We start from the raw sequence: 24,463 nt of genomic DNA, 5'->3' as shown, positions 1-24,463 counted from the left end.
GCCTTAATCGGGGGACCGGGACGCGGCCGCAGGAAAGTTTTTAGACCATGATCTTCATCGGCCTCGCCCTCGTCATCGCCATCGGCATCGCGCTGATGATCAGCGCCGATGCCGGGAGCCTCGTGGGCCTCACGCAGCAGCAGACGGCGCAATTGGTGCCGCTGGTGATCATTCTCATCGTCTTCGCCGGCGGGCTATTCGCCCGGCGCCACCGTGCTTCCGAGTTGGTGGGCGGGCTGGTGCTCTGGATCGGCATTTTCGCCGTCGCCATGCTCACCTATGCCTATCGCGACGAATTGCTGGGCATTGCGGGCCGGGTGGCCGGCGAGTTGCAGCCCGGCGTGGCGCTGGTGGACACCGCCAACGGCACCGCCACCTTCCGCCGGGGCATGAGCGGTCATTTCGAGGTCAATGCCACCATTAACGGCCATACCACGCCGATGATCTTCGACACCGGCGCCAGCGCCGTGGTGCTGACCGTGGCCGACGCGGCGGAAGCCGGCATCCATGTCGAGGGCCTGCGCTACACCGTGCCGGTCTCGACCGCCAACGGCCAGGGCATGGCGGCGCGGACGCGGCTGGACAGCCTCGAAGTGGGCGGCATCGTCCGGCGCAACGTCACCGCCTTCGTCACCGAAGCGGGAGCGCTGGAAACCAGCCTTTTGGGCATGACCTTCCTCGAGACCCTCAGCCGCTACAGCGTCACGCAGAATTCGCTGGAACTGGTGGATTGACCACGCATCGAGGTCGATCTCGCATGGATCACCGGAACAAGTCCGGCGGTGACGATGGGGGAGATATCGCGGACGGCTGCGGATCGGTGGAAATCCGCGTCGGCGGATACCGAAAACGCCCTAGCCTGCCAGCAATTCCCGCTCGCCGACCGCCGCCAGCGCCCGCGCGAACACTTCCGGCCCGGCCCCAGGGCGGCAGGCGTCGACGCTCAGGATCTGCCGGAACTGCCGCGCGCCCGGCCGGCCATTGGCGAGGCCCAGCATGTGGCGGGCGATGGCATTGAGGCGCACGCCCCGGGCGAGCTCCGCCTCGGCATAGTCGGCCATGGCCGCCATCACGGCGGCAAGATCGGGTGCGTCGCGTCCGTCGCCGAAAATGCGGCGGTCCACCTCGCCCAGCAGCATGGGATTGTTATAGGCGGCCCGGCCCAGCATCACCCCGTCCATGCGCTCCAGATGGGCCTCGGCCTGTTCCAGCGTCTCGATGCCGCCATTGAGCATCACCGGCAGCGGCGCCAGGCGCTGGCGCAGGCGATAGACGCGCGGATAGTCGAGCGGCGGGATGGTGCGGTTCTCCTTGGGGCTCAGCCCCTGGAGCCAGGCCTTGCGGGCGTGCACATAGAGCGCCGCGATGCCGGCCTCGGCCACGGCGTCGGCGAAGCGGTCGAGGCTTTCCTCGGTGTCCTGATCATCGATGCCGATGCGGCACTTGACCGTCACCGGCCGGTCGGTGGCGTCGCGCATGGCGCGGACGCAGTCCGCCACCAGCTCCGGCTCGGCCATGAGGCAGGCCCCGAAGCGCCCCGACTGCACCCGGTCCGAGGGACAGCCGACATTGAGGTTGAATTCGTCGTAGGAATAGGGCTCGGCCAGCCGGATCGCCACGGTCAGCTCGGCCGGATCGGACCCGCCCAATTGCAGCGCCACGGGATGCTCATGCCCGCCGAAAGCCAGATGGCGCTCCGCACCGCCATGGATGATCGCCCCGGTGGTGATCATCTCGGTGAACAGCAACGCCCGCCGCGTCAGCAGGCGATGCAATGTACGGCAATGCCGGTCGGTCCAGTCGATCATCGGCGCCACGGAGAAGCGGCGCGCCTGATTCATCATGATTTCTTGGCTATTTTTCAAAGCGTCAATCGTGAACGGCTCGCCGTTCCTATATCTGGCCGGGCAAGAGTTGCGGGGAAAACAGTCTTGCGGGTCTTATAGCCCTGCATATCGACGAGATGAAGTCCGCAGGCGCAATCGGCGCTCCAGCCCGTTTAGACCGGCTTCGGCCGGTCTGCCGACCCTTTTATCGTCCGACATCGATCCAACTGGCCTGAAGCGCGGATTTCGCAACGGCGCTGACGAGTTCCTGTATCCGCAGGCCGGCCGAAAAGCCGAACGGTTCGGGATGCATTCCCGCGATGGCTTCGACGTAACGCGCGATTTCGATGGCCTTGAGATCATTGAAGCCGAGCTGATGGCCGGGGGCGACGCAGAACAGGCCATAGGGGGCGTGGTCGGGACCGGCCTCGATGCGCCGGAAGCCCTGGCGCCCGGCCGGATCGGCGCTGCTGTAGAAATGCAGCTCGTTGAAACGTTCCTGCGAGAACAGCAGCGCGCCCTTGCTGCCATAGACCTCGAAATCGTGCTGCATCTTGCGGCCGGTCGCGATCCAGCTCGCCTCGATGCTGCCGGTGGCGCCACTGGCAAAACGCAGGAAGGCCCGGCTCACATCATCGACCTCGACCGCCCGCCTGCCGCCCTTGCCATCGGGCCGGCTGTCGATGACGGTGACGGCATCTCCCATCACCCGCACGATGGGGCCGAGCAGGAACTCCGCCGTCGCCAGCGCGTGGCTGCCCAGATCGGCCAGCGCCCCACCTCCCGCCGGATCGTGGCGGAAGGTGAACGGTGCCGCCGCATCGACCATGTAATCCTCGGCATGAATGCCACGATAGCTGCGAATCTCCCCCAGTTCCCCGCCGGCGATCATGTCCCGGGCCAGGGCGAGCATGGGATTGCACAGATAGTTGAACCCCACCTGGGTCCTGACGCCGCTGGCGGCGGCGGCCTCCGCCATCTCCCGCGCGTCCGCCGGCAAGGGCGCGAGCGGCTTTTCGCAATAGACGTGTTTTCCCGCCGCGATGGCGGCCAGCGCCATCTCCTTGTGGAAGGCGTTGGGCGCGGTGATGTCGATCACATCGATTTCCGGATCGGCGACGAGGCTGCGCCAGTCGCCGCTCGCACGCGCAAAGCCCAGCAGGCGCGCAGCCTCGGCCGCCAGCTCGTCGGTGCGATCCGCAACGGAGTGCAATTCGATCTCGAAGGGCAGGTCGAAGACGCGCTGGGCGGCCGCGAAGCCGAATACATGGGTCTTGCCCATGAAGCCGGTGCCGATGAGGCCGACGCGGAGCTTTGGCTTATTTGTTGCCATTGAGGTGGCCTCCATTGACCACGAGCGCCGGATCGATGGCGCCGGCGAAGAAATCGAGAACGTTTCGTACTGAAGAGATCGCCATGCGCTCGCCGCACTCTGCCGTGAGGCCAGCGATATGGGGAGAAAGAATGACCTGTTCGAGTCCCAGCAGCGGGCTGTCCGAAGGGGGCGGCTCGTCCTCGAACACATCGAGGCCGGCGCCGGCCAGCCGGCCCGATCGCAACGCGGCGACGAGGGCCGCCTCGTCCACTATCCCGCCACGCGCCGTGTTGACCAGCATCGCGCCGGGCTTCATCGCCGCCAGCTCGGCGGCACCGATCAGCGGGCGCTCATTCTTGGGCGCATTGATGGAAACGGCATCGGCCCAGGCCAGCCCGGCGTTCAAGTCCCCAACGGGCGCCGCAGGCCCGTCGGGCCAACCGGCGGCGGCCAGATAGGGATCATAGGCGCGGATTTCCATGTCGAAGCCGCTGGCCATGCGGGCCAGATGGCGGCCGATGCGGCCATAGCCGAGGATCAGCAGCCGCTTGCCCGCCAGTTCCACCGCTTCGAGCCGGTTGCGCCACCCCCAGCCGCCGCCGCTCACGGCGTCGTGGGCCCGCACCGTGCGCTTGGCCAGCGCCAGCAGCAGCATCATCGAATGTTCCGCCACCGACACCGAATTGACGTCGCCCACTACGGCCAGCGCTATGCCACGCGCGTTGAGCGAGGGCAGATGCACGGCGTCGTAGCCGACGCCGTGGCGCGAAACGATGCGGAGCCTGGGAGCCTGCGCCACGGTTGCGGCCGAGAGCGGCTGCGTCCGGAGCACCAGCCCGTCCGCCCGTCCGATCAGCCCGGCATAGCTCGGCTCGGAAACCTCCTCGACATAGTCGAAAGTGACGTCCGCCGCCGATTGCAGCAGGGCAAGACCGGAGGGATGCAGCTTTCCAGCCACCAGAACATGGGGCATCAATAGCCCCCCTTCGGCACCGGCGCCGGCGCAGCGCCCGCCCCCGTGAGCGCACGATAGCGCTTGACGCTGGCTTCGGCGGCACCCGCGAGCAGCCGGACGTCGTTCGACACCGTGGTCATGTCGAATCCCCAGCCGGCGGCCCTGGCGGCATAATCCGCACTGCCGCAATGCAGCGCCGCCCGGATGCCGGCCTGCCGGCATGCCGCCACGATCCGCTGCAGCGCCTCGATCATCTCCGGCTCCTCGCGGTCGAAGCCCGGCGCCAGCCGCCCCTGGGAGAGGCTCAGGGTGAGGTCGGCGGGCCCCACATAGAGGCCGTCGAGCCCGGGCGTCGCGGCGATAGCGTCCAGATTGCGCATGGCCTCGGCGGTCTCGATCATGGCGAAGGCCAGGATTTCGCCGTTCGCCTCGGCCACGTAATTGGCGCCGGCCGAGAAGTTGGCACGGGTCGGCCCGACGCTGCGGCTGCCCAGCGGGGCGTAGCGGGCATAGCTGACGAATTCGGCCGCCTGTTCGGGGGTGCTGACCATCGGGCAGATGATGCCATAGGCGCCGGCGTCCAGCGCCTTCATGATGATGCCGGGCTCCAGCCACGGCACGCGCACCAGCGGCACCACGCCCGAGGCGCGCATGGCCTGAAGCATGCTCAGCGCCGCCTGGTAGTCAAGCGCGCCGTGCTGCAGATCGATGCAGATGCTGTCATAGCCTTGCGCCGCCATGATCTCGGCGGTGAAGGCATTGGCGATCGACAGCCAGCCATTGATCGTGGGCCGGCCCTCCGCCCACAATTGCTTGAGCGTATTCTTGTTCATCACTGCCCTCAAAAAACGATCTGGGCGAGCTTGGTATCGAGATAGTCGCTGATCCCCTCGATACCGCCCTCGCGTCCCATGCCGGAATGGTTGGTGCCGCCGAACGGCGCCTCGGAGGCCGCCAGGGCAAAGCTGTTGATGCCTACCATGCCCGATTTCAGGCCGGCGACAACACGGCGCGCCCGCTCCGGGCTGCGGGTGAAGGCATAGGCCGACAGGCCCATATCCGAGGCATTGGCCCGCTCCAGCACCTCGTCCTCGGACGAAAACCGGCTGATCGCCGCGATCGGGCCGAAGTTTTCTTCGGCAAACACCTTCATCCCGTCCTCAACTTCCGTCAGCACGGTAGGCTCGTAGAAATGGCCGGCATTGAACTGCGCCGCTCGGCGGCCGCCGGCTGCGATTTTCGCGCCCGCCCGCTCCGCATCGGCCACGATGGCCTCGATTTCCTCCAGCCGGCGGCGATTGATCAGCGGCCCCATCTGGACGCCGGGATCGAGCCCATCTCCCAGCGTCAGGGCGCTGGCGCGCGCCACGAAACCCGCGACGAAATCGTCGTGCAGGCGCTCATGCACGAAGAAGCGATCGGGCGTGACGCAGACCTGGCCGGCATTGGCGAATTTCGTCGGCACGGCGACGTCGAGAGCGCTTTCGAGATCGGCGTCGTCGAAGACGATCAGCGGCGCGTTGCCACCGAGTTCCATCGAGACCTTCTTAATGGTGTCGGCGGCATCGCGGAGCATTTGCTGGCCGACCCGGGTCGAGCCGGTCAGCGATACCTTGCGCACCGCCGGCGACGCCATGAGCGGTGCATAGGTCGTCGCCGTCGGCCCGATCACCAGATTGACGACGCCGGCCGGCAGGTCGCCGGCGCGCAGGCAGTCCACCATCACCATGGCGGTGCCGGGGGTCTGGCTCGAGGGCCGCACGATGATCGAGCAGCCGGCCGCCAACGCCGGCGCCACCTTGCGGGCAATCAGGGCCGCCGGAAAATTCCAGGCGGTGAACGCGGCGGCGATGCCGACCGGTTCGCGCAGCACTTCGAAACGCCCGCCGGGAACGCGCGATTCAACGATGCGGCCGTAAATCCGCCTTGCCTCCTCGGCGAACCAGCGAAACTGGTCGACCGAGAGGCTCCATTCGCGCCCCGACTGCGCCAGCGGCTTGCCGGTCTCGGCCGAGATCATGCGCGCCGCCTCGTCTTGCCGCCGCAGCATCTCGTCGGCGATACGGTGCAGGGCGTCGGCCCGCTCGAAGGCGCTCCTGGCGCGCCAGGCGGCCAGCCCCCGCGCCGCGCTTTCCAGCGCCTCCTCGGTATCGGCGAGCGTGGCGACCGGTGCCTCGCCCAGCGCCTTCTCGCTCACCGGGCTGAAAACCGGCGCCCTCGCCGCATCCGAGGCGGGGCGCCACGCTCCATCGATGAAAAGTCCATAGGGCTGGTACATAGGTTCATCCAATCTCGCTGACTTCAACGACCCGCCCGCGGATGCGCGGGCGGGTTCCTAGACGTCCGCAGGCAACAATTCTCAGCATCTTTGCAATGTTCATTGCAGAATGCTTGATTTGTCAATGCTCATTTTGTAAGCATGACGAAACAGCTCGAAAGGGAGGAGCCGCAACATGGCCCGGTCCACCATCCGCCTTACGATGGCACAGGCGCTCGTGCGTTATCTATGCAACCAGTTCACCGAGATCGAGGGCGAGCGGGTGCCGCTATTTGCGGGCGTCTTCGCCATTTTCGGGCACGGCAACGTCACCTGTCTTTCCGAAGCGCTCGAAGCCGTGCAGGATCAGTTGCCCACCTGGCGCGGCCAGAACGAACAATCCATGGCGCTTGCGGCCATCGGTTTCGCCAAGGCAAAAAAGCGCCGCCAGATCATGGTGGCGGCCTCCTCCATCGGCCCCGGCGCCACCAATATGGTGACGGCGGCGGGCGTGGCGCACACCAACCGGCTGCCCGTGCTGCTGATCTCCGGCGACAGCTTCGCCAATCGCCAGCCCGACCCGGTCATGCAGCAGGTGGAGCATTTCGGCGACCCCACCATCACCGTCAACGACAGCTTCAAGGCGGTCACCCGCTATTGGGACCGCATCACCCTGCCCGGCCAGATCGTCAGTTCGCTGCCGCAGGCGGTGGCGGCAATGCTCGACCCGGCCGATTGCGGCCCCGCCTTTATCGGCCTTTGCCAGGACACCCAGGAGATGGCCTTCGACTATCCCGAGGCATTTTTCGAGCCGACGGTATGGAGCGTGCCGCGCCCCCGCCCCGACCGCGAAAGACTGGCCGAAGCGGTCGAGTTGCTGCGTACCGCCAAGAAGCCGCTTATCATCGCCGGCGGCGGCGTTGCCTATTCGCTGGCCGAGGATACGGTTGCCGCCTTCGCGGCCGCGCGTGGCATTCCGGTGGTTGAAACCATCGCCGGCAAGGGCGCCCTCACCCACGATCATCCCGTGCATGCCGGTCCCATCGGCATATTGGGCTCCACTTCGGCCAATGCGCTGGCGGCGGAAGCCGACGTCATCCTCGCCATCGGCACGCGTCTCATGGATTTCACCACCGGCTCGTGGACGGTCTTCAGCCATGCGGCAAAATTCATCTCGATCAACACGGCGCGCTGGGATGCCACCAAGCACCGCGCCCTTGCCGTGGTCGGGGACGCGCGTGAAACCGTGGAGGAGTTGCACGGCGCCATGGGCAACTGGCAGGCGCCGGCTGCGTGGATGGCCAATGCCAGGCACCTGTTTGGCGAGTGGAACGCCCTGCTCGAGACGCATCAGGCCCCGACCAACGCGCTGGTGCCCACCTATGCGCAGGTGGTCGCTGCCGTGCATCGCGGCGCCGGCGACAGCGACCGGCTGATCGCGGCCGCCGGCGGCGTGCCGGGCGAGGTGGTCAAGGGCTGGCGGGTCAAGGCCCCCGGCACCTTCGACTGCGAATTCGGCTATTCGTGCATGGGCTATGAACTGGCGGCCGGCTGGGGCGCGGCCATGGCGCGGACAGGCAACGGCACGCCGATCGTCATGCTCGGCGACGGCACCTATATGATGATGAACTCGGACATCTATTCCTCGGTGCTTTCGGGACACAAGATGATCGTCATCGTCTGCGACAATGGCGGCTACGCGGTCATCAACCGCCTGCAAAACGCCAAGGGGATTCCCGGCTTCAACAATCTGCTCAAGGATTGCCGGGTCAAGGAACCTTTCGCGGTCGATTTTGCCAAGCACGCCGAATCCATGGGAGCGCTGGCCCGGCGCTGCGAGACCCTCGCCGATCTCGAACAGGCCATGACATGGGCCCAGAGCACCGACCGCACCACCGTGCTCACCATCGTAACGGACGCCTTCGAGTGGATGCCGGGCGACGCCGACTGGGATGTGGGGGTGCCCGAAGTCTCCTCCCGCGAAAACGTACAGGCGGCGCGCGCCGACCAGGAACGCATCCGCAGCAAGCAGCGCGTCGGAGTTTAAATCAATGAAAGCCCGACTCGGCATCGCACCGATCGCCTGGTGGAACGACGACCTGCCCGAACTCAGCGACGACGTTTCCCTCGAAACATGCCTCGCGCAAGCGCGCGAAGCCGGCTTCACCGGCATGGAGACCGGCCGGCGCTTTCCGATGAACGCCGCCGAGCTTCGGCCCGTACTCGAGCGCCAGGGCATGCAGGTGTGCGGCGGCTGGTTCTCCGGCCTGCTGCTCGACGGCGACATCGAGGCGGAAAAAGACCGCATCGCCGAACAGATAGCCCTCTTCAAGGCCGTTGGGGCGCCCTGCATCGTCTATGGGGAAATCGCCGGCTCGATCCAGGGCGACCGCACCGCGCCGCTGGCCGGCAAGCGCCGCCTCACCGAGAGTGAAATCCGAACCTACGGTCACAAGATGACGGCGTTCGCCGAATGGTGCGCGGATGAAGGCATGCCCATCGCCTATCACCATCACATGGCGGCGGTCATCGAGACCGAAGCCGAACTCGACCTGCTGATGCGGCATTCCGGGGCGGCGCTGCCCCTGCTTTACGATGCCGGGCACATGGCCTTCGCCGGCGGCGACGTGCTGGCGGTCATCGACAAGCACCACGCCCGCATTTCCCACGTGCACACCAAAGACGTGCGCCAGGCGGTGATCGACGGGCTCGACCGTCGCCGGGAAAGTTTCCTCGACGCGGTGATCAAGGGCGCCTTCACCGTGCCCGGCGATGGCTCCCTGGATTTCGAGGCCATCGTCAAGCGTCTGGCCGATCATGGCTATGAGGGCTGGTTCGTGGTGGAGGCGGAGCAGGACCCAGCAAAGAACCCGCCGCTCGAGATGGCCAAAATCGGCCATACCGAGCTTTTGCGCGTCATGGCCGCCGCCGGCTACACGGTGGAGGCCTGAGCCATGAATCGCATGGACGGAAAAATCTGCGTGGTCAGCGGCGCGACGCAGGGGCTGGGGGCCGCCATTGCCCGGCGCCTGGCCGCCGCCGGCGCCGCAGGACTGGTGATCACTGGCCGCAATATCGCCAGGGGCGAGGCCATGGCCGAGACCATCAGGGCCGCGACCGGGGTGCCGGTGCATTTCGTCGCCGCGGACCTGGCCAGCGTCGCGGCGTGCCGCCATGCGATCGCCGAGGCCGAACGACGCTTCGGGCCCATCCACGTCCTCGTCAATGCCGGGGCGCTGACCGACCGGGGCACGATCCTGGACACCACGCCGGAACTGTTCGACGCTTTGTTCGCCACCAATGTGCGCGGCCCCTATTTCCTGATGCAGGAAACGATCCGGCGCATGATCCGCGATGGGGTCGAGGGCGCCATCGTCAATATCGGCTCGATCTCGGAACTCGCCGGCCAGCCCTTCATCAACGCCTATTGCGCCTCGAAGGGGGCGCTGTCGACGCTGACCCGCAACACCGCCTTTTCGGTGATGAAGAACCGTATCCGCGTCAACCAGCTCAATGTGGGCTGGATGGCCTCGGACCATGAGCGGGAAATCCAGCTTGCCGCCAGTGGCGATCCCGACTGGGAGAGCAAGGCGGCCGCCGCCCTGCCCTTCGGACGCCTGGTCGACCCGGACGAAGCGGCCCGCGCCGTCAACTTCCTCGTCTCCGACGATGCCGGGCTGATGACCGGCGCGGTGGTCAATTTCGACCAGACCGTGTGGGGCGCGGCCGCCGGCAGCATGCCCGTCCCCGACGCCGCCCTCACCGTTTGAGCCTCGCCCGAGCGGGAAGCCGGCCGTCTATTGGCCGGTCACGGTCGGGATGCGCGGCTCCTCGACATTGTTCTGCAAGCGGGCAGCCAGGGCGACGGTCAGCGATTGGGCGAGGCACATCGGCGCCGCCAGCGAGCGCGAGAAGCTGTATTCGTGCTCGGGCACGGCAAACAGTACCGCGGCGCCCTTGGCCACCGGCGACAGCGTGCTGTCGGAAATGGCGATGATGTTGTGCCCCCGCGCCGCGACCTCCTCGACGATATTGACCACTTCGGTGGCGTAGAACCGGAACGACACGGCAACCAGCACGTCGTTCCGCTGCATGGCCCGCGCCATATGCGTGGCCAGCCCGCCACTGGGATCGAGCAGCACACAGCGCTTGCCCAGCATGGTGAGCACGTAGCGCAGCAGATCGACCACCGGCGCCGAGCGCAACTGGCCGATGAGAAAGATCGTTTCGGCCGCTTCGAGCAGGCCGACCGCCTTGGCCAGGTGTTCGGGGTCGATCTGCTCGAGCATGGCCTGGAGCGAGGCGATGTCCCGCACGACGAGATCGCGCAGAAAACCGTATTCGCTGCGGTCGGCGCGTGAGCCGAGCTCCTCCTCGAGCGCCTTGACCCGCGCCTCGAACCCCGGCGCCGCCGTGGACAAGCGCCTCTGGAACAGGCCCTGAAGTTCCTTGAATCCCTCATAGCCCAGCGCCTGCGCGAAGCGCACGAAGCTCGATGCATGGATACCGCAGCGCTCGGCGAGGGCGTTGACCGAATGCACCGCCACATCGTTGGGGTTCTGCGTCAGATAGAGCGCGATCTTCTGATAAGACTTGCTCATCTCCTCGTAACGCTCGTGGATGACGCGGATCAGCTCCTCGTAATCCTGGGGTGCCTTCAAGCCATTTGCATGCATGCCATGGTCCAGGTGTTGCGGCGGTGCGCCGGCCGGAAATACGCCTTGCGGGCGGTCATCTCCAGTGTAGCAGCTAGCCGATCATGTGAAAGGCGCCCGCGACCTTGTCCCCGGTCTCTTCACGCCGCGAGCGCCGAGCGGACGAAATCGAGGCTTTCGGCCAGGCGGCGGGCGATTTCGGGATCCTCCTGGGTTGCCGGATCGAACGGCTCGAAGGAAACCGTTCCGGCATAGCCGGCGGAACGAAGCTGGCGCAACTGCGCGATATTGTCCGCCCGATCGGTCGCAAAGACGAAACCACGATCCGGTTCGCTCAATTCGGCCGGGGGCAGGTCGGTGCGGGCAATGCCGGAGACGTGCACGAGGCCGATATGCTCGGCAAACATCCTGTCGTCGCCGCATCGGTAGAACTGGAAGGTGTCGTGGCACAGCGCAAACGCATCCCAGCCATCGACATCGTCGATGGAAGCCACGGCATCGCGCTGGCGCCTGAGGGTGCTGTCGCGCATGCCCAGCGGCTCGAGATAGCCCTTCAAGCCATGGTCGAGCAGGATCGGCCGCATCATCCGAAGCGCCAGGCGCAAATTGGCCGCCAGCTCCGTCTCGCTCCAGCCGTGATCGGCCTGCACCACCGGGCAAAGGACGATCCCCGGCGCCCCGAGCGCCGCCGCATAGGCGGCAAGGTCACGGATTTCGGCGTAGCGCTCGCCGGTCCAGTCGTTGGACCGTTGCAGCGCGTTGATCGAGGCGACGCCGAGCCCCGCCGCGGCGATTTCGTCGCGCACCACTTCGGCGGGCGTACCGTCCGCGAACTCGCGGCCGGCGATGTCGTTGCGGATCTCCACCGCATCTACTCCCGCCTGCGCGGCCAGGGCGAGGAAATCACGCAGCGTCCTGCCGGGTGCGACGGTGCGATTGAGGGCAAAGCGAATCCCGCTCACAAGCGATCCTTCCTAGAAGCTCTGCTGGCCGGTGAATTTTTCGATCAGCTTGTCGATGGATACGGCAAGCACCAGCAGCAGCCCCGTCACGATGAGGCGCACCTCATTGTCGACACCCATCAGGTTGAGCCCGTTCTGCACCGAACCGATCACCAGACATCCCAGCAGCGCCGCGTGGATGGAGCCACGCCCGCCGAACAGGCTGACTCCGCCGATCACCGCCGCCGCGATCGATTCGAGCAGCAGCGTGCCGCCGCCGACGCCGCCGCCGGAAAAGACGCCGACCCCGAGGCTGCGCGAAGCCGCGATCACCCCCGCCAGCGCCGAAACGCCCCCGGCAATGGCGAAGGCGGCCATTTTCACGTATGCCACCTTTATGCCCGAGCGCCGAGCGGCTTCCTCGTTGTTGCCCACCGCATAAAGGTGGAGGCCAAACCGGGTTTCCTTGAGCACGTAGCCTCCCAGGCCGAGCAATGCCGCGAAAATCAGCGTCACCACCGGAATGCCCTGGTGGGCATTGAGCATCGCCACGACGGCAGCGCCCAATAGCGCGCTCACCCCCAACGGCAGCGCAAAACCGCCCAGCAGCGAAACCGGCAACCCGGCGCGCCGGCGACGGGCGAGGCCCGACGCCAGCAGCGTTCCATAGAGCACGATACCGGCCACCAACACTCCCCAGGCGGCGAGGCCATCGACCTTGGCCAGCGCGATGGCTTCAACACCGGTGCCCATGAGCCCGTAGCGCGCGGTAGCGGGCAGCAGGATGAGCTGGATGCCATTGAGTCCCAACCCCAGGCCCAGCGTCACCACGAAAGAAGGAACGCCGATAAACGTCACCCACCGTGCCGACAGGCTGCCGATGACGGCACCAGCCACGATGGCAAAGGCGATGGCGAGCCAGGGCGGCGCGCCGAATTCGACGACGAGCTTGGCCATCAGCACCGCGGTCACGCCATTGATGGCGGCCACGGAAAGGTCGATTTCCTTGACCAGCAGCACGAACATGAGCCCGAGCGCCATGACCCCGACCACCGTGCTTTGCACCAGGAGATTGGAGAGATTGCGCGGCGTGAGGAAAACGTCGCTCTGGAAGATGAAGAAGATCCAGAGGGCCACCAGCCCGATAACGACGGGCAGCGCCCGCAGGTCGCTGGTGAGGAGTTCCCCGAAGGTGCGCTTTTGCACGGCGGAGGCGGCGGGCGCCACCTCGTCGCTCCCTGCTCCGGCGGATGGCGGCGGCTGAGTGATCGAACTAGACAGCAAGGTTAGCTCCTTCATTGCCGCCAACCATGGCATTGACGACCTGCTCGCCAGTCACGTCCTTCGAGTTGAAGCGCGCGACATTGGCCCCGAGGCGCATGACTTCGATGCGGTCGGTCGAATTGACGACGAAGTGGTGAATGTCGTGGCTGACCACGACGACGCCCAGGCCCTCATCGGCCAGGCTCCTAATCAGATCCGCGACCTGCGCGGCTGCGGAATGGCTGAGCGCCGCGGTGGGCTCGTCGAAGATAACGACCTTGGGCGTCCACAGGATCGAGCGGGCGATGGCGATGTTCTGGCGCTGCCCGCCGGACATGGCACCCACCGGGCGCGTCAGCGACATGTTCCCCAGCCGCATGCGGGTCAATACTTCCCGCGCCCGCACCTCGCATTCGGCGCGTCGGATGCGGCGCCCGAACCAGAGCGGCCCGGTGGGCTCCCGCCCGAGGAACAGGTTCTGCACGGCATCGAGATTGTTGCACAGCGCCAGATCCTGATAGACGGTCTGGATGCCGCGCGCCGTGGCATCGGCCGGCGTCCTGATATTGGCCGGCTGACCCTCGAGCAGATACTCGCCGGCATCATAGCCGATGACCCCGGCCATCACCTTGACCAGCGTCGACTTGCCGGCGCCGTTGTCGCCGACCAATGCCACCACCTCGCCGGCATGCACATCCACCGACGCGCCTTGCAGGGCATGCACCGACCCGTAGGACTTACGGATATCGCGCATCGAGATCAGCGGCTTTCCAGCCGGTGCCGCCGCTGCGGCCGTCGGGTGAGACATTTCATCCTCCTCCAGGAGCGATCGGGGGCGGCCTTGATCCGCCCCCGCAAAAAGCCGTTCCAGGCCCTTAGAGGTTCTGCTGGCAGACCTCGGTGCTCTCGATGCCCTGGCAGATTTCGGCCCAGGTCCAGACCCCTGCCGTCACCACGTCGCCGAGGTTGTCGAGGGTGATGTTCGAGACCGGCAGAAAGACTGCGGGAACGTCCATGTAGTCATTGTTGACCACGCCGTTGACCAGGTCCTGCGGCACGCCGTTGCCCGCCAGGATCGAGGCCACGACATCGGCGGCGTAGGTCGCCTCCACCTTGAGGTCCTTGAGCACGGAATTGTCCTGCCAGCCCTGGGCGATGTAGCGCAACGCCTCGACCGTGGCATCCTGGCCGCCGGTCACCAGCTTCTCGCCAGGCTGGTAGCCCTGGGTGATCAGCGCCGCCACCGAGCCGCCGGTGGTGCCATCGTTCATGCCCAGGAACACGTCGACATCGCCATTGTTGCGGGTCAGGCAGTCCTCGGCGAAGGCCTGTGCCTGCACGGGGTCCCAGTTCTGCGTATATTGCTCGCAGACCACTTCCACCTTGCCGGACTCGATCAGCGGCTGGAGGAATTCGTCCTGGCCCTTTTCGTATTGTCCGGTCCCGTACTCGCCCTGATTGCCCTTGACGCGCGCAACCTTGACCGGCGTTTTCTCCATGGCGGAAATGAGTTCCGCCGCCCGCTGCCCCTGTGCCTGGCCAACCGAAAGCGAGTCGAAAACGACATGGGCTTCCGCCTTGCCGCCAACCGCGTCATGATCATAGAGCACCACCGGAACGCCGGCGGCCTCGGCCGTCTGCAGGCTGCCGGCGGCAAGGTTGGCGTCGGTCGAGGTCAGAAGGATCACGTCCGCGCCCTGCGCGATGGCGTCTTCCATCAGGCGCTGCTGGCGAGCCGGGTCGCCCTCGCCGTTATAGACGATCACCTCGGCGTTCGGCGCCTTTTCGCGCATCGCCTCGATGAAGAACGGAGCGTCGCGGCTCTCGAAGCGGATCGTCGTCGTATTGGGCAACAGGAAGAACACTTTTTCCGTGTCCTGAGCCAGCGCCGTCCCCGTAAAGGCGCCGGCCAGCGTTGTCGTCGCCAGAATAGCCGTCAGCAGTCGATCCATTTTTGTCCTCCCATGGATTCCACCCTTGCATCCACCGACGGACCCGCAGGTCCATTCGGATTGCAACATTAATTGCAACCGACGCTATCTCGCAAAATTCCATGTGTCAACAGACAGCCAATGCTTCTTGGCGGATGAAAGGATACGCAATAATCATTGCACCGCCGCCCTACCGCATGGGGCACAGCCTTGGGTAGTCGGTGTAGCCGCGGGGACCGTCGCCGTAGAAGGTGCTCTTGTCGGGCGTGTTGAAGGGCAGGCCGCGTTGCAGTCTTTCGGCGAGGTCGGGCGTGGCGATATAGTCGCGGCCATAGGCGAGGGCGTCGGCCATGCCCGCCTCGATCAGGCGCTCGCCGTCTTCCTTCGACATGAGTTCATTGGCGATGACCGGGCCGCCGAACCGCTGCTTGATGTCGCCCAGCAGGCTGTCCTCCGCCTCGATCTCGCGGACGAAGACGAAGGCGATGCCGCGCTTTGCCAGTTCGTCGGCGACGTAGCCGAAAATGGCGGCGGGATTGCTGTCGCCCATATCGTGCTCCTCGCCGCGCGGGCGCAGATGCACGCCGACGCGGTCCGCGCCCCAGACGCCGATGACGGCATCGAGAATCTCCAGGAGGAAGCGGGCGCGATTTGCCACCGATCCGCCATAGCGGTCGGTGCGCCTGTTGGTCTTGTCCTGGAGGAACTGGTCGATCAGATAGCCATTGGCCGCGTGCAGTTCGACGCCGTCGAAGCCGGCCGCCCTGGCGCGTTCGGCGCCGCGGCGAAAATCCTCGACGATGCCGGGGATCTCCTCGGTTTCGAGTGCCCTCGGCACCGGATGCGGACGCTTGGGACGCAGCGCCGAGACATGGCCGGCGGCGGCGATGGCGCTGGGCGCGACGGGCAGGCGGCCATCGAGCAGTTCCGGATCGGAGATGCGGCCGACATGCCAGAGCTGCAGGAAGATGCGGCCGCCGGCCTCGTGGACCGCCCGCGTCACCAGTTTCCAGCCCTCGGCCTGCGCATCGTTCCAGATGCCCGGCGTGCCCCAATAGCCCACGCCCTGCGGCGACACCGAGGTCGCCTCGCTCAGGATCAGCCCGGCGCCGGCCCGCTGCCGGTAATATTGCGCCATCATCGCATTGGGGACGCGCTCGGAACCGGCGCGCTTGCGGGTCAGCGGCGCCATGACGATACGGTTCGGCAGATCGAGGGCGCCGAGCTTGAGCGGTTCGAACAGGGGCGACATGTAAACTCCTTGGTTGTCTCCCATATGGCGCACCGGGGTTCATGCGACAATTGCATGTTCAGTCGCCGGATCGTAAACTCAAATTCGTCAATGGGACGGCGATCATGGCTCCGAGCAACAGTCTGGCAGGCATCGAAATCTTCATCCGGGCGGTGAAGACCGGGTCTTTCGCGCGGGCGGCGGCCGAGCTGGGCATGACGCGGTCGGCGGTCGCCAAATCGGTGGCCCAGTTGGAGGCGCGGCTGGGGGTGCGGCTGCTGCACCGGACCACGCGCAGCCTGGCCCCGACCCCGGAGGGCAGCGCCTTCTTCCGCCAGACCGAGGCGGCGCTCGAGCAGATCAGGGAGGCCGAGGACGTCGCCCGGTCGCGCGCCACCACGCTGCGGGGCGTGTTGCGCATCGACATGCCCGCCACTTTCGGCCGGCAGGTGGCCCTGCCGGTGCTGCTCGATATCCTCAAGGCCCATCCGGAGTTGCGGCTGGCGGCGAGCTTTTCCGATCAGGTGATCGATCCCGTCGAGGCGGGGGTGGATCTGTGCATCCGCTTCGGCCCCCTGCCCGATCGGGCCGATCTGGCCGCGCGCAAGCTGGGCGAGCAGCGCCTCGTCATCTGCGCCGCCCCCGCCTATCTGGCGGCAGCAGGCGAGCCGCGGACCATCGGCGAGCTGGCGCGGCACGCGACCATTGCCGGCGGCCGGGCAGGCGCGCCGGGACGCTGGCGCCTCGCGGACGAAGGCGGACGGATCGTCGAGATCGCGCCGGCGGCCACACATCTGTGCACCGATGGCGACGCGGTGATCGCCATGGCCGTTGCCGGCTTCGGGCTGTGCCAAATGCCCGAATCGCTGCTGCTGCCTCATATCCGCGCGGGCGCCCTGGTGCGGGTGATGGACGAAGCCTGCCGGGCCAGCACCCCCTACCACGCCCTCTGGCCCATGGTCCGGCAGATGCTTCCCCGGGTGCGCGTGGTGGTGGACGCACTGGTCCGCCGGGCGCAGGAGGGGGCCCTTTGAGCCGCCATCGCCGGCATGGCTCACGGGCGGGTGGTTTTTTCCGCCGCGGACAGGCTACGATGATCCAGGCTGATCTGGATCAAAGCGGGGTCCGCCATATCGGGATAGGTCTGGATCGGTTCCAGGGGAAAAGGAGTTCGCCATGTATTCCAATATTATCTGCGGCATCGACGGCTCGGAACTGAGCACCAAGGCGCTCCGGCATGCCCTGGGCATCGCCGCCAAGACCGGCGGCAAGGTCATCGCGGTGACCGTCACCGAGCCGTCCGTCATCCTGGCGCCGGGGGCCGAGATGATGATGGTGGACACCAGCTCCATCATCGCCGATCTCGACAAGGCCAAGGCCGAATCCGCCAAGGCGATCCTGACGGAGGCGCATGCGGTCGCCAAGGCGGAGGGCGCGGAAATCGACGGCATGTATATCAGCAACAGCCCGGCAGCCGAGGGCATCCTGCACGCGGCGCGCGAGCGCAAGGCCGACCTGGTGGTCATGGGCTCGCATGGCCGGCGGGGCCTGGGGCGGCTGCTGCTGGGCAGCCAGGCCGCCGAGGTGCTGGCCCATACCGAGCTGCCGGTGCTGATCGTCAAATAGGCTGACATGTCAGCGGTGGCGCGGTGGGGTGAAATGGGCTAAAGGCCCGGGAAAGCCATTCCACCGGGCCCGCCATGACCCAGATTCCGCCCCGCCGCATCGCCGTCATCGACATCGGCAAGACCAATGCCAAGGTGGTGCTGATCGACGCCGAAAGCCGGGGGCAGGTCGATGCGCGCTCCATCCCCAATGCGGTGCGCGGCGACGGGCCCTATCCCCATGCCGATGTGGACGGGCTCTGGGGCTTCATCCTCGAAAGCCTCGAGGAACTGGGCGCCCGGCATGGCGTGGACGGCATTTCCATCACCACCCACGGCGCCACCGGGGCGCTGCTGGCGGGGGACGGCCTCGCCCTGCCGGTGCTCGACTATGAATTCGACGGCCCGGAAAGCACTGCCGGCGCCTATGCCGAGGTGCGCCCCGGCTTTGCCGAGAGCCTGTCGCCGCGCCTGCCCAACGGGCTCAATCTGGGAGCGCAGATCTTCTGGCAGGCGCGGACCTTTCCCGAGGCATTCGACCGCGTCGAGGCCATCGTGCCCTATGCGCAATACTGGGCCTGGCGGCTGACCGGCGTGCTGGCCAGCGAAGTCACCTCGCTGGGATGCCACACCGATCTGTGGGCGCCGGCGCGCGGCGATTTCTCCAGCCTGGTCGAGGCCATGAGCTGGCGGGCGCTGTTCCCGCCCATCCGTCCCGCCATGTCGATCCTCGGCCCGCTCCGTCCGGAACTGGCGGCGCGAACGGGGCTTGCCCCCTCCACCCCGGTCACTTGCGGCATTCACGATTCCAACGCCTCGCTGCTGCCGCATCTGGGCCGGCACGAAACGCCCTTCACCATCGTTTCCGCCGGCACCTGGTCGATCCTGATGACGGTGGGCGGGGCGGTCGGAGCGCTCGACCCCGCTCGCGACAGCCTCGCCAATGTCGATGCCCATGGCCGCCCCGTGCCCACCGCCCGCTTCATGGGCGGGCGGGAGTTCGACCTGCTGGTGCCCGAAATCGCCGAGCCCGCGGCGGCGGACGTCGCCGCGGTGCTCGAGGGCGACATACAGGCGCTGCCCAGCTTCGTGCCCGGCGTCGGTCCCTTTGGCGCGCGGCCGGGAGGATGGACCGTCGATCCGGACACGCTCACCCCCGGCCGGCGCACCGCCGCCGCCTCGCTCTATCTGGCGCTGATGGCCCGCGCCTGCCTCGATCTGTGCGGGCTGGGGCGCAGCATCACGTTGGAGGGGCCACTGGCGCGCAACCGGCTTTTCGGGGCGGCGCTGGCGCGGCTCGCGGGCGTGCCGGTCCATGCTTCGGGCGACAGCACCGGAACCAGTCTGGGCGCCAGCCTGTTGTTCGGCGGAACCCTGCCCGAAACCGAGGGCAGCCATGCGATTTCACCCCTGCAAGCCGCGGGATTCGACGCCTATGTTGAAGCCTGGCGCCGGCGGGTGAGCGGCTAGATCCTCACCGCCCGCGGCCCGGCGCCGCAAGGAGGCCGCCATGGCACAGCACCGGCACCGTGTCGTCATCGTGGGAGGCGGCTTTGGCGGCCTCGCCGCCGCCAAGGCGCTGGCCGGGTCCGACGCCGAGGTGGTGGTGATCGACCGGCGCAATCATCACCTGTTCCAGCCGCTGCTCTATCAGGTGGCGACGGCCGCCCTCAGCCCCTCCGAGATCGCCTGGCCCATCCGTCACCTCTTGCGCCGCCAGGCCAATGCCCGCGTGCTGATGGCCACCGTCACCGGCATCGACACCGGATCGCGCGCGGTGCTGCTCGAGGATGGCAGCCGCGAACCCTATGACAGCCTCATCCTCGCCACAGGGGCCCAGCACGCCTATTTCGGCCATGACGAATGGGAGGCCTATGCCCCGGGGCTCAAGACCCTGGAAGACGCCATCGCCATCCGCCGCAAGCTGCTGCTGGCGCTGGAGGCGGCCGAGCGCGAGTCCGATCCGGCGCGGCGCCGGTCGCTGCTGACCTTCGCCATCATCGGGGCCGGCCCCACCGGGGTCGAGATGGCCGGCGCCATCGTCGAATTGGGCCGGGCCAGCCTCAAGGGCCAGTTCCACACGCTGGCGCCCGAGGATCTGCGGGTGGTGCTGATCGAGGGCGCCGACCGGGTGCTGCTCAATTTCGATCCGGCACTATCGGCCTATACGCTGCATTCGCTGCGCGAGATGGGCGTCGAAGTCGAGCTCGACCAGAAGGTCACCGCCATCGATGCGGACGGGGTCGGCTTCGGCGACAAGCGGCTGGGCACGAGCACCATCATCTGGGCCGCCGGGGTCGCCGCCTCGCCGGTCGCCCGCTGGCTGGGCGTCGAGGGGGACCGGGCCGGACGCATCCGCGTGGCGCCCGACCTTTCGGTTCCGGGCCATCCGGAAATCCACGTCATCGGCGACGCCGCCAGCATCGTCGATGACGATGGCCGGCCGGTTCCGGGCGTCGCCCCCGCCGCCAAGCAGCAGGGCAAGCACGTCGCCCGCGTCATCCGGCGGCGCCTCGCCGGCGACACCGGGGCCCTGCCCTTCCATTATGCCCATGCCGGCGATCTCGCCACCATCGGCAAGCGCTCGGCGGTCATCGATTTCGGCCGGGTGAAGCTGCATGGCTGGCTCGCCTGGTGGGTGTGGGGCTTCGCCCATATCTACTTCCTGGTCGAAACCCGCACGCGCATCTTCATCACCCTGAGCTGGCTGTGGATCTATCTCACCGGCCAGCGCAGCGCCCGGCTCATCACCCATGGCGACGCCACCAGCGACAAGCCGCTCGAGGAAGTGGACGAGGATTGAAGCCGCCCGGCGGGGGCGCTGGTCGCCGCTTCCGACAGAACCTGCAAGCCTCTAATGCTCCGTCGCTACCCCGGTGACCGGCTTGGACAGGCTGCGTTCGCGCAGCCAGATATAAAGGCCGCTGCCGATGACGATGGGCGCACCGAGATAGAGCCAGATATCGGGCGGCTGGTTGAACACCAGCCAGCTCGCCGCGGACAGGAAGATGATCTGGAAATAGGCGAAGGGCGCCAGCACCGATGCCGGCGCCAGCCCCGCCGCCATGGTGATGAGCTGGTGGCCGGCGAAGCCGAAAATGCCCACGGCGAAGAAGGCGAACCAGCCGTCCGGCGTCGTCGGCCACGACCAGTGGAACGACACCAGCGGCAGCAGGCTGACAGTGGCGAAAACGGCGACGTAGAACTGGCTGGTGGCGGCGCTGTCGAGCCCGGACACGCGGCGCGTGAACAGCATGTAAAAGGCGGTGCTGAGCGCGGCGCCCAGGCTCAGCAGCGCGGCCGGATGGAAGGCATCGGTGCCGGGCCGGACGATGACCAGCACGCCCAGAAAGCCGATGCCGATCGCACTCCAGCGGCGCCAGCCGACCGTTTCGCCCAGCATCGGCACGGACAGCGCGCAGATCATCAGCGGCACGGTGAAGGCGATGGCTCCGGTCACCGTCAGGGGCAGATATTGCAGCGCGAGGAAATTGCCCACGGTCGAGCCCAGCAGCGTCGCCGCCCGCAGCAATTGCAGCTTCATGCTGCCGGTGCGCACCAGATTTCTCCCGTACCGGGGCAGATGGATGGCGGCCACCATAGCTAGGTGGATCGCATAGCGGATGAATACGATCTGGACGGCGGAAATACCCACAAGTCCCAACCATTTCGCCGAGGAATCGATACCGGCGAACATCAGATAGGCAGCCAGCGCCAGGGCAATGCCCAGAAGGCGATGCTCGGCGGGCGGAGCGAAGGAAGAAGACATGCGAGAACTCGAAAGCCGCCGGGGATGGCGGCCATGACCAAGGCTGGTGGAAGCCGAGGGCCAAGTCAACCTAATCTTGTATGGTAGGACCTCGCGGCTTCAGAAGGTCTCCGCCAAATGCCGCACCCGGAGCGAATCCTGCAACTCCGCCGCGCTTGCCGCCGCCCCATGACGCGGATGGAACCCGAGCTCCGCCCTGCGTCCCGGCAACAGCGTCAGGGCATTGTCGGAGAAATAACCCGGCACATCGACGCTGGCGGTGACGAAGAAGGCGGGCTTGTCGGTTTCCAGCGTCAGCACCGCCCTGCCCTCGCGGTCCGCGAGCTTGGCGCTGATGGTGGGCTGCTCCAGTTCATAGGCCTTGTAGGGCCTGGGGAAATAATCGTTCTCGCCCAGAACCCTGCCGGTTTCGTCGCTCCAGGTGAAAAACAGGAACTCGTCCTCGGCCAGATCCGTGGCCGCCAGCACGACGATTGCCACCGCCCCGTCCGGGCCCACGGCGCCGTGGCCCGAAAACAGCACCCGGCTGTCTCCGCCGACCTTTGCCGCCATGACCTCGAGCGCGATGGAGATCGGCCGGGCAGTATCGTTGATGGCCTTGAGCACTATTTCGGCGCCATCGGCGCCGGGCACGGCCACGACATTGACCGGCAGGTAGAAGCGCCGAGCCATATGGTGAAGCAGCTTCCACTGGCCGCCATGGTCGAGGCTCGACCAGCTCGCGACCGGCCAGACGTCGTTGAGCTGCCAATAGAGCGTGCCCATGCAGCGCGGCTTGGTGGAGCGCCAGTATTCGATGGCGGTCTTGATGGCGAGGCCCTGCTGGACCTGGCTCAAAAACACCATCTGGTCGAAATCGCGGGGGAAGCGGAAATAGCGCGTCATCGTCTCGATGATGCGGGCATTGCCGCCCTCGTTGCGCTGGTGGTTTTCCATCACCGGGGAGGACGGATTGCGGTCCTTCGCCTCGGCGAAGCTCTCGATGACGTTCATCGAGGGGAAGGACTGGAAGCCGAATTCGGAGGCGAAGCGCGGATTGACCGTCCGATAGGCGTCGAAGCTCTTGGCCGAATGCCAGACGTCCCAGTAATGCAGGTCGCCGCGCGTATCCGAATGCCAGCCATCGGAGAAGTCCATATAGCCCAGCGAGGGCGAGGACGGCCAGAAACGGCGTCCCGGGTCCTCGTCCTCGACGATCCGGTGCAGCAGGGAATTGAGCCGGTCGTAATTGGCGATATAGCGCTCCTTGTCGGCGCGCGTTTCCGGATACCAGTCGAGCGAGCCGATCACCTCGTTGTCGCCGCACCACAGCGCGATGGAGGCATGGTGGCTGAGGCGGCGCACCTGCTGGGTGATCTCGGTTTCGACCGAAGCGAGGAATTCGCGGTTGGACGGATAGCTCATGCAGGAGAACATGAAGTCGTGCCAGATGAGCAGGCCCAGCTCGTCGCAAAGATCGTAGAACCAGTCGGCCTCGTATTGCCCGCCGCCCCAGATGCGCAGCATGTTCATATTGGCGGCCCTGGCGCTTTCGAGCAGGTCGCGGACTACCGCCGGGGTGATGCGCGAGGGGATGGCATCGGCCGGAATCCAGTTGGCGCCCATCATGGTGACGTCGCGGCCGTTGACGCGGCATTTGAACGTGTGGTCGATCTCGTCCTTCTCGATCACCCATTCGAGTTTTCTCAGCCCGATCCGGCGGGTGGTGACCTCGCCTTCGAGATCGGTCCGGAGCGTATAGAGCGTCTGCTCCCCCTGCCCCGCCGGCCACCAGAGGCGCGGATCGCCGATGGTGACCTTATGGGTGACCACATTCTCTCCCGGCTGCACGCTCACCTTGTCGGCGATCACCTGTCCGTCGATTTCATGCGCGAGCTCGACCACGCCATGGGCAAAGGCGAAAAGCCGTGTCCTGATCGACAGTTCGACGGAATTCTTCCCGTGGCGCTGATCGACCTCGACGCTCTCCTGCCGGGCGAGGCGGGATTTGCGCAGGCTCATCGTGCCATAAACCCCGATGGGCATGAGGCGGATGCCCCAGTCCCAGCCGGCATGGCAGGCCGGCTTGCGGATGAAGTTCATATGGATGCCCTTCAGTCCGTTGGTGAGATAGTTGTAGGTGAAGGGGATGGGAAAGGGATGCGCCTCGGCCCTTTGTCTCGCCACGTCGGCGGCGACGGCGAAGTCGATGCGCAGCGTGTTCTCGCCCGCCCGCACCTTGCCGGTCACGTCGATATCGTGGCGCAGGAAACTGTTGTCGGTGCGCGCCACTTCCTCGCCATTGAGCAGAATCGTGGCGATGCAGTCCACGTCCGACAGCGTCAGGGTGAGATAGCCGTCCAGATCGGCGGGCGCAGCGGTGAAGACGCGTTCCATGGACCAGGCGGTTTGGTTGACCCACATCACCCGTTTCTCGTTTTCGCCGAAATAGGGATCAGGAATCAGATCGGCCGCCAGCAGCGCCGCATGGACGTCGCCCGGCAGGACAATGGTCGTGGCGATATTCCGTGCCGGCGCGACGAGGGCGAAGGTGCCGCCCAGATCAAGGGCGGTGTTATGGACGTCGGCGTGCATGGCGTTCCTCCGGAGCCGGCCCGGAAAACTCCGGTGCAATCGATTTCAGAGCCAGTTTCTAGAACATCGGGCCGAAAAGTGAAATCGCGGTTTTCGGATAATCCCCGCTGCCGGTCGCAGGCCCCCGGGACGGCGGCAAACG

The 24,463-nt window shown here is 66.6% G+C and carries 21 protein-coding genes; 8 read left to right on the top strand and 13 right to left on the bottom strand.

The window, feature by feature from the left end; genetic code table 11:
- Positions 1-47: 47 nt before the first annotated feature.
- On the top strand, positions 48-734 hold the full coding sequence (locus ACFOOL_RS07665) for a retropepsin-like aspartic protease family protein (protein WP_380096355.1): 687 nt from the start codon (positions 48-50) through the stop codon (positions 732-734).
- Between the two features lie 120 nt (positions 735-854).
- Here ACFOOL_RS07665 and dusA read toward each other — a convergent pair whose 3' ends face one another.
- The 5 genes from dusA to ACFOOL_RS07640 all read right to left on the bottom strand — a co-directional run bounded on the left by dusA (position 855) and on the right by ACFOOL_RS07640 (position 6,374).
- Positions 855-1,844, bottom strand: coding sequence for a tRNA dihydrouridine(20/20a) synthase DusA (dusA, locus tag ACFOOL_RS07660; protein ID WP_380096354.1), 990 nt, complete (start codon positions 1,842-1,844; stop codon positions 855-857).
- A 187-nt stretch (positions 1,845-2,031) separates the two neighbouring features.
- The gene (locus ACFOOL_RS07655; protein WP_380096353.1) at positions 2,032-3,159 is read right to left on the bottom strand and encodes a Gfo/Idh/MocA family protein; all 1,128 of its coding nucleotides are present in this window, start codon (positions 3,157-3,159) and stop codon (positions 2,032-2,034) included.
- Positions 3,146-4,114 (bottom strand): hydroxyacid dehydrogenase, encoded by a 969-nt coding sequence (locus tag ACFOOL_RS07650; RefSeq protein WP_380096352.1) that lies wholly within the window; start codon positions 4,112-4,114, stop codon positions 3,146-3,148. The genes ACFOOL_RS07655 and ACFOOL_RS07650 overlap by 14 nt, the downstream gene beginning before the upstream one ends.
- Entirely contained in the window at positions 4,114-4,929 is an 816-nt protein-coding gene (locus ACFOOL_RS07645; protein WP_380096351.1) for an HpcH/HpaI aldolase family protein, read from the bottom strand. Before ACFOOL_RS07645 ends, ACFOOL_RS07650 begins: the two co-directional genes overlap by 1 nt.
- A gap of 8 nt (positions 4,930-4,937) precedes the next feature.
- Complete coding sequence (locus tag ACFOOL_RS07640; RefSeq protein WP_380096350.1) at positions 4,938-6,374, bottom strand: NAD-dependent succinate-semialdehyde dehydrogenase; 1,437 nt, start codon at positions 6,372-6,374, stop codon at positions 4,938-4,940.
- Positions 6,375-6,549: 175 nt separating this feature from the next.
- On the opposite strand from ACFOOL_RS07640, the gene iolD reads away from it, so the two are divergent.
- The 3 genes from iolD to ACFOOL_RS07625 are packed head-to-tail and all read left to right on the top strand — an operon-like array spanning position 6,550 to position 10,123.
- The gene (iolD, locus tag ACFOOL_RS07635; protein WP_380096349.1) at positions 6,550-8,400 is read left to right on the top strand and encodes a 3D-(3,5/4)-trihydroxycyclohexane-1,2-dione acylhydrolase (decyclizing); all 1,851 of its coding nucleotides are present in this window, start codon (positions 6,550-6,552) and stop codon (positions 8,398-8,400) included.
- A 4-nt stretch (positions 8,401-8,404) separates the two neighbouring features.
- Complete coding sequence (gene iolE / locus ACFOOL_RS07630; protein ID WP_380096348.1) at positions 8,405-9,304, top strand: myo-inosose-2 dehydratase; 900 nt, start codon at positions 8,405-8,407, stop codon at positions 9,302-9,304.
- 3 nt (positions 9,305-9,307) lie between these two features.
- Positions 9,308-10,123: an SDR family oxidoreductase gene (locus tag ACFOOL_RS07625; RefSeq protein WP_380096347.1), complete on the top strand. Its 816-nt coding sequence runs from the start codon at positions 9,308-9,310 to the stop codon at positions 10,121-10,123.
- Between the two features lie 27 nt (positions 10,124-10,150).
- On the opposite strand, the gene ACFOOL_RS07620 is transcribed toward ACFOOL_RS07625, so the two are convergent.
- The 6 genes from ACFOOL_RS07620 to ACFOOL_RS07595 form a co-directional block, all read right to left on the bottom strand.
- On the bottom strand, positions 10,151-11,014 hold the full coding sequence (locus ACFOOL_RS07620) for a MurR/RpiR family transcriptional regulator (protein WP_380096346.1): 864 nt from the start codon (positions 11,012-11,014) through the stop codon (positions 10,151-10,153).
- 134 nt (positions 11,015-11,148) lie between these two features.
- Positions 11,149-11,970, bottom strand: coding sequence for a TIM barrel protein (locus ACFOOL_RS07615; RefSeq protein ID WP_380096345.1), 822 nt, complete (start codon positions 11,968-11,970; stop codon positions 11,149-11,151).
- A gap of 12 nt (positions 11,971-11,982) precedes the next feature.
- On the bottom strand, positions 11,983-13,233 hold the full coding sequence (locus ACFOOL_RS07610; protein ID WP_380096344.1) for a sugar ABC transporter permease: 1,251 nt from the start codon (positions 13,231-13,233) through the stop codon (positions 11,983-11,985).
- Entirely contained in the window at positions 13,223-14,020 is a 798-nt protein-coding gene (locus ACFOOL_RS07605; protein WP_380096343.1) for an ATP-binding cassette domain-containing protein, read from the bottom strand. The genes ACFOOL_RS07610 and ACFOOL_RS07605 overlap by 11 nt, the downstream gene beginning before the upstream one ends.
- A 67-nt stretch (positions 14,021-14,087) precedes the next feature.
- Positions 14,088-15,164: an ABC transporter substrate-binding protein gene (locus ACFOOL_RS07600; RefSeq protein WP_380096342.1), complete on the bottom strand. Its 1,077-nt coding sequence runs from the start codon at positions 15,162-15,164 to the stop codon at positions 14,088-14,090.
- Positions 15,165-15,333: 169 nt separating this feature from the next.
- Positions 15,334-16,395: an alkene reductase gene (locus ACFOOL_RS07595; protein ID WP_380096341.1), complete on the bottom strand. Its 1,062-nt coding sequence runs from the start codon at positions 16,393-16,395 to the stop codon at positions 15,334-15,336.
- 104 nt (positions 16,396-16,499) lie between these two features.
- On the opposite strand from ACFOOL_RS07595, the gene ACFOOL_RS07590 reads away from it, so the two are divergent.
- From ACFOOL_RS07590 to ACFOOL_RS07575, 4 genes are all read left to right on the top strand, one after another.
- On the top strand, positions 16,500-17,408 hold the full coding sequence (locus ACFOOL_RS07590) for a LysR family transcriptional regulator (protein WP_380096340.1): 909 nt from the start codon (positions 16,500-16,502) through the stop codon (positions 17,406-17,408).
- A gap of 142 nt (positions 17,409-17,550) precedes the next feature.
- On the top strand, positions 17,551-18,000 hold the full coding sequence (locus tag ACFOOL_RS07585; RefSeq protein ID WP_380096339.1) for a universal stress protein: 450 nt from the start codon (positions 17,551-17,553) through the stop codon (positions 17,998-18,000).
- A gap of 83 nt (positions 18,001-18,083) precedes the next feature.
- On the top strand, positions 18,084-19,448 hold the full coding sequence (locus ACFOOL_RS07580) for an FGGY-family carbohydrate kinase (RefSeq protein WP_380096595.1): 1,365 nt from the start codon (positions 18,084-18,086) through the stop codon (positions 19,446-19,448).
- A 40-nt stretch (positions 19,449-19,488) separates the two neighbouring features.
- Complete coding sequence (locus tag ACFOOL_RS07575) at positions 19,489-20,781, top strand: NAD(P)/FAD-dependent oxidoreductase (protein WP_380096338.1); 1,293 nt, start codon at positions 19,489-19,491, stop codon at positions 20,779-20,781.
- 51 nt (positions 20,782-20,832) lie between these two features.
- On the opposite strand, the gene ACFOOL_RS07570 is transcribed toward ACFOOL_RS07575, so the two are convergent.
- Both ACFOOL_RS07570 and ACFOOL_RS07565 read right to left on the bottom strand, forming a co-directional pair.
- Positions 20,833-21,747, bottom strand: coding sequence for a DMT family transporter (locus ACFOOL_RS07570; RefSeq protein ID WP_380096337.1), 915 nt, complete (start codon positions 21,745-21,747; stop codon positions 20,833-20,835).
- Positions 21,748-21,846: 99 nt separating this feature from the next.
- Complete coding sequence (locus ACFOOL_RS07565; protein WP_380096336.1) at positions 21,847-24,321, bottom strand: beta-mannosidase; 2,475 nt, start codon at positions 24,319-24,321, stop codon at positions 21,847-21,849.
- Positions 24,322-24,463: the final 142 nt, after the last annotated feature.

The organism is Devosia honganensis, from assembly GCF_042648785.1.
GTDB lineage: Bacteria > Pseudomonadota > Alphaproteobacteria > Rhizobiales > Devosiaceae > Devosia > Devosia honganensis.
This window is presented reverse-complemented; position numbering and strand designations above follow the sequence as displayed.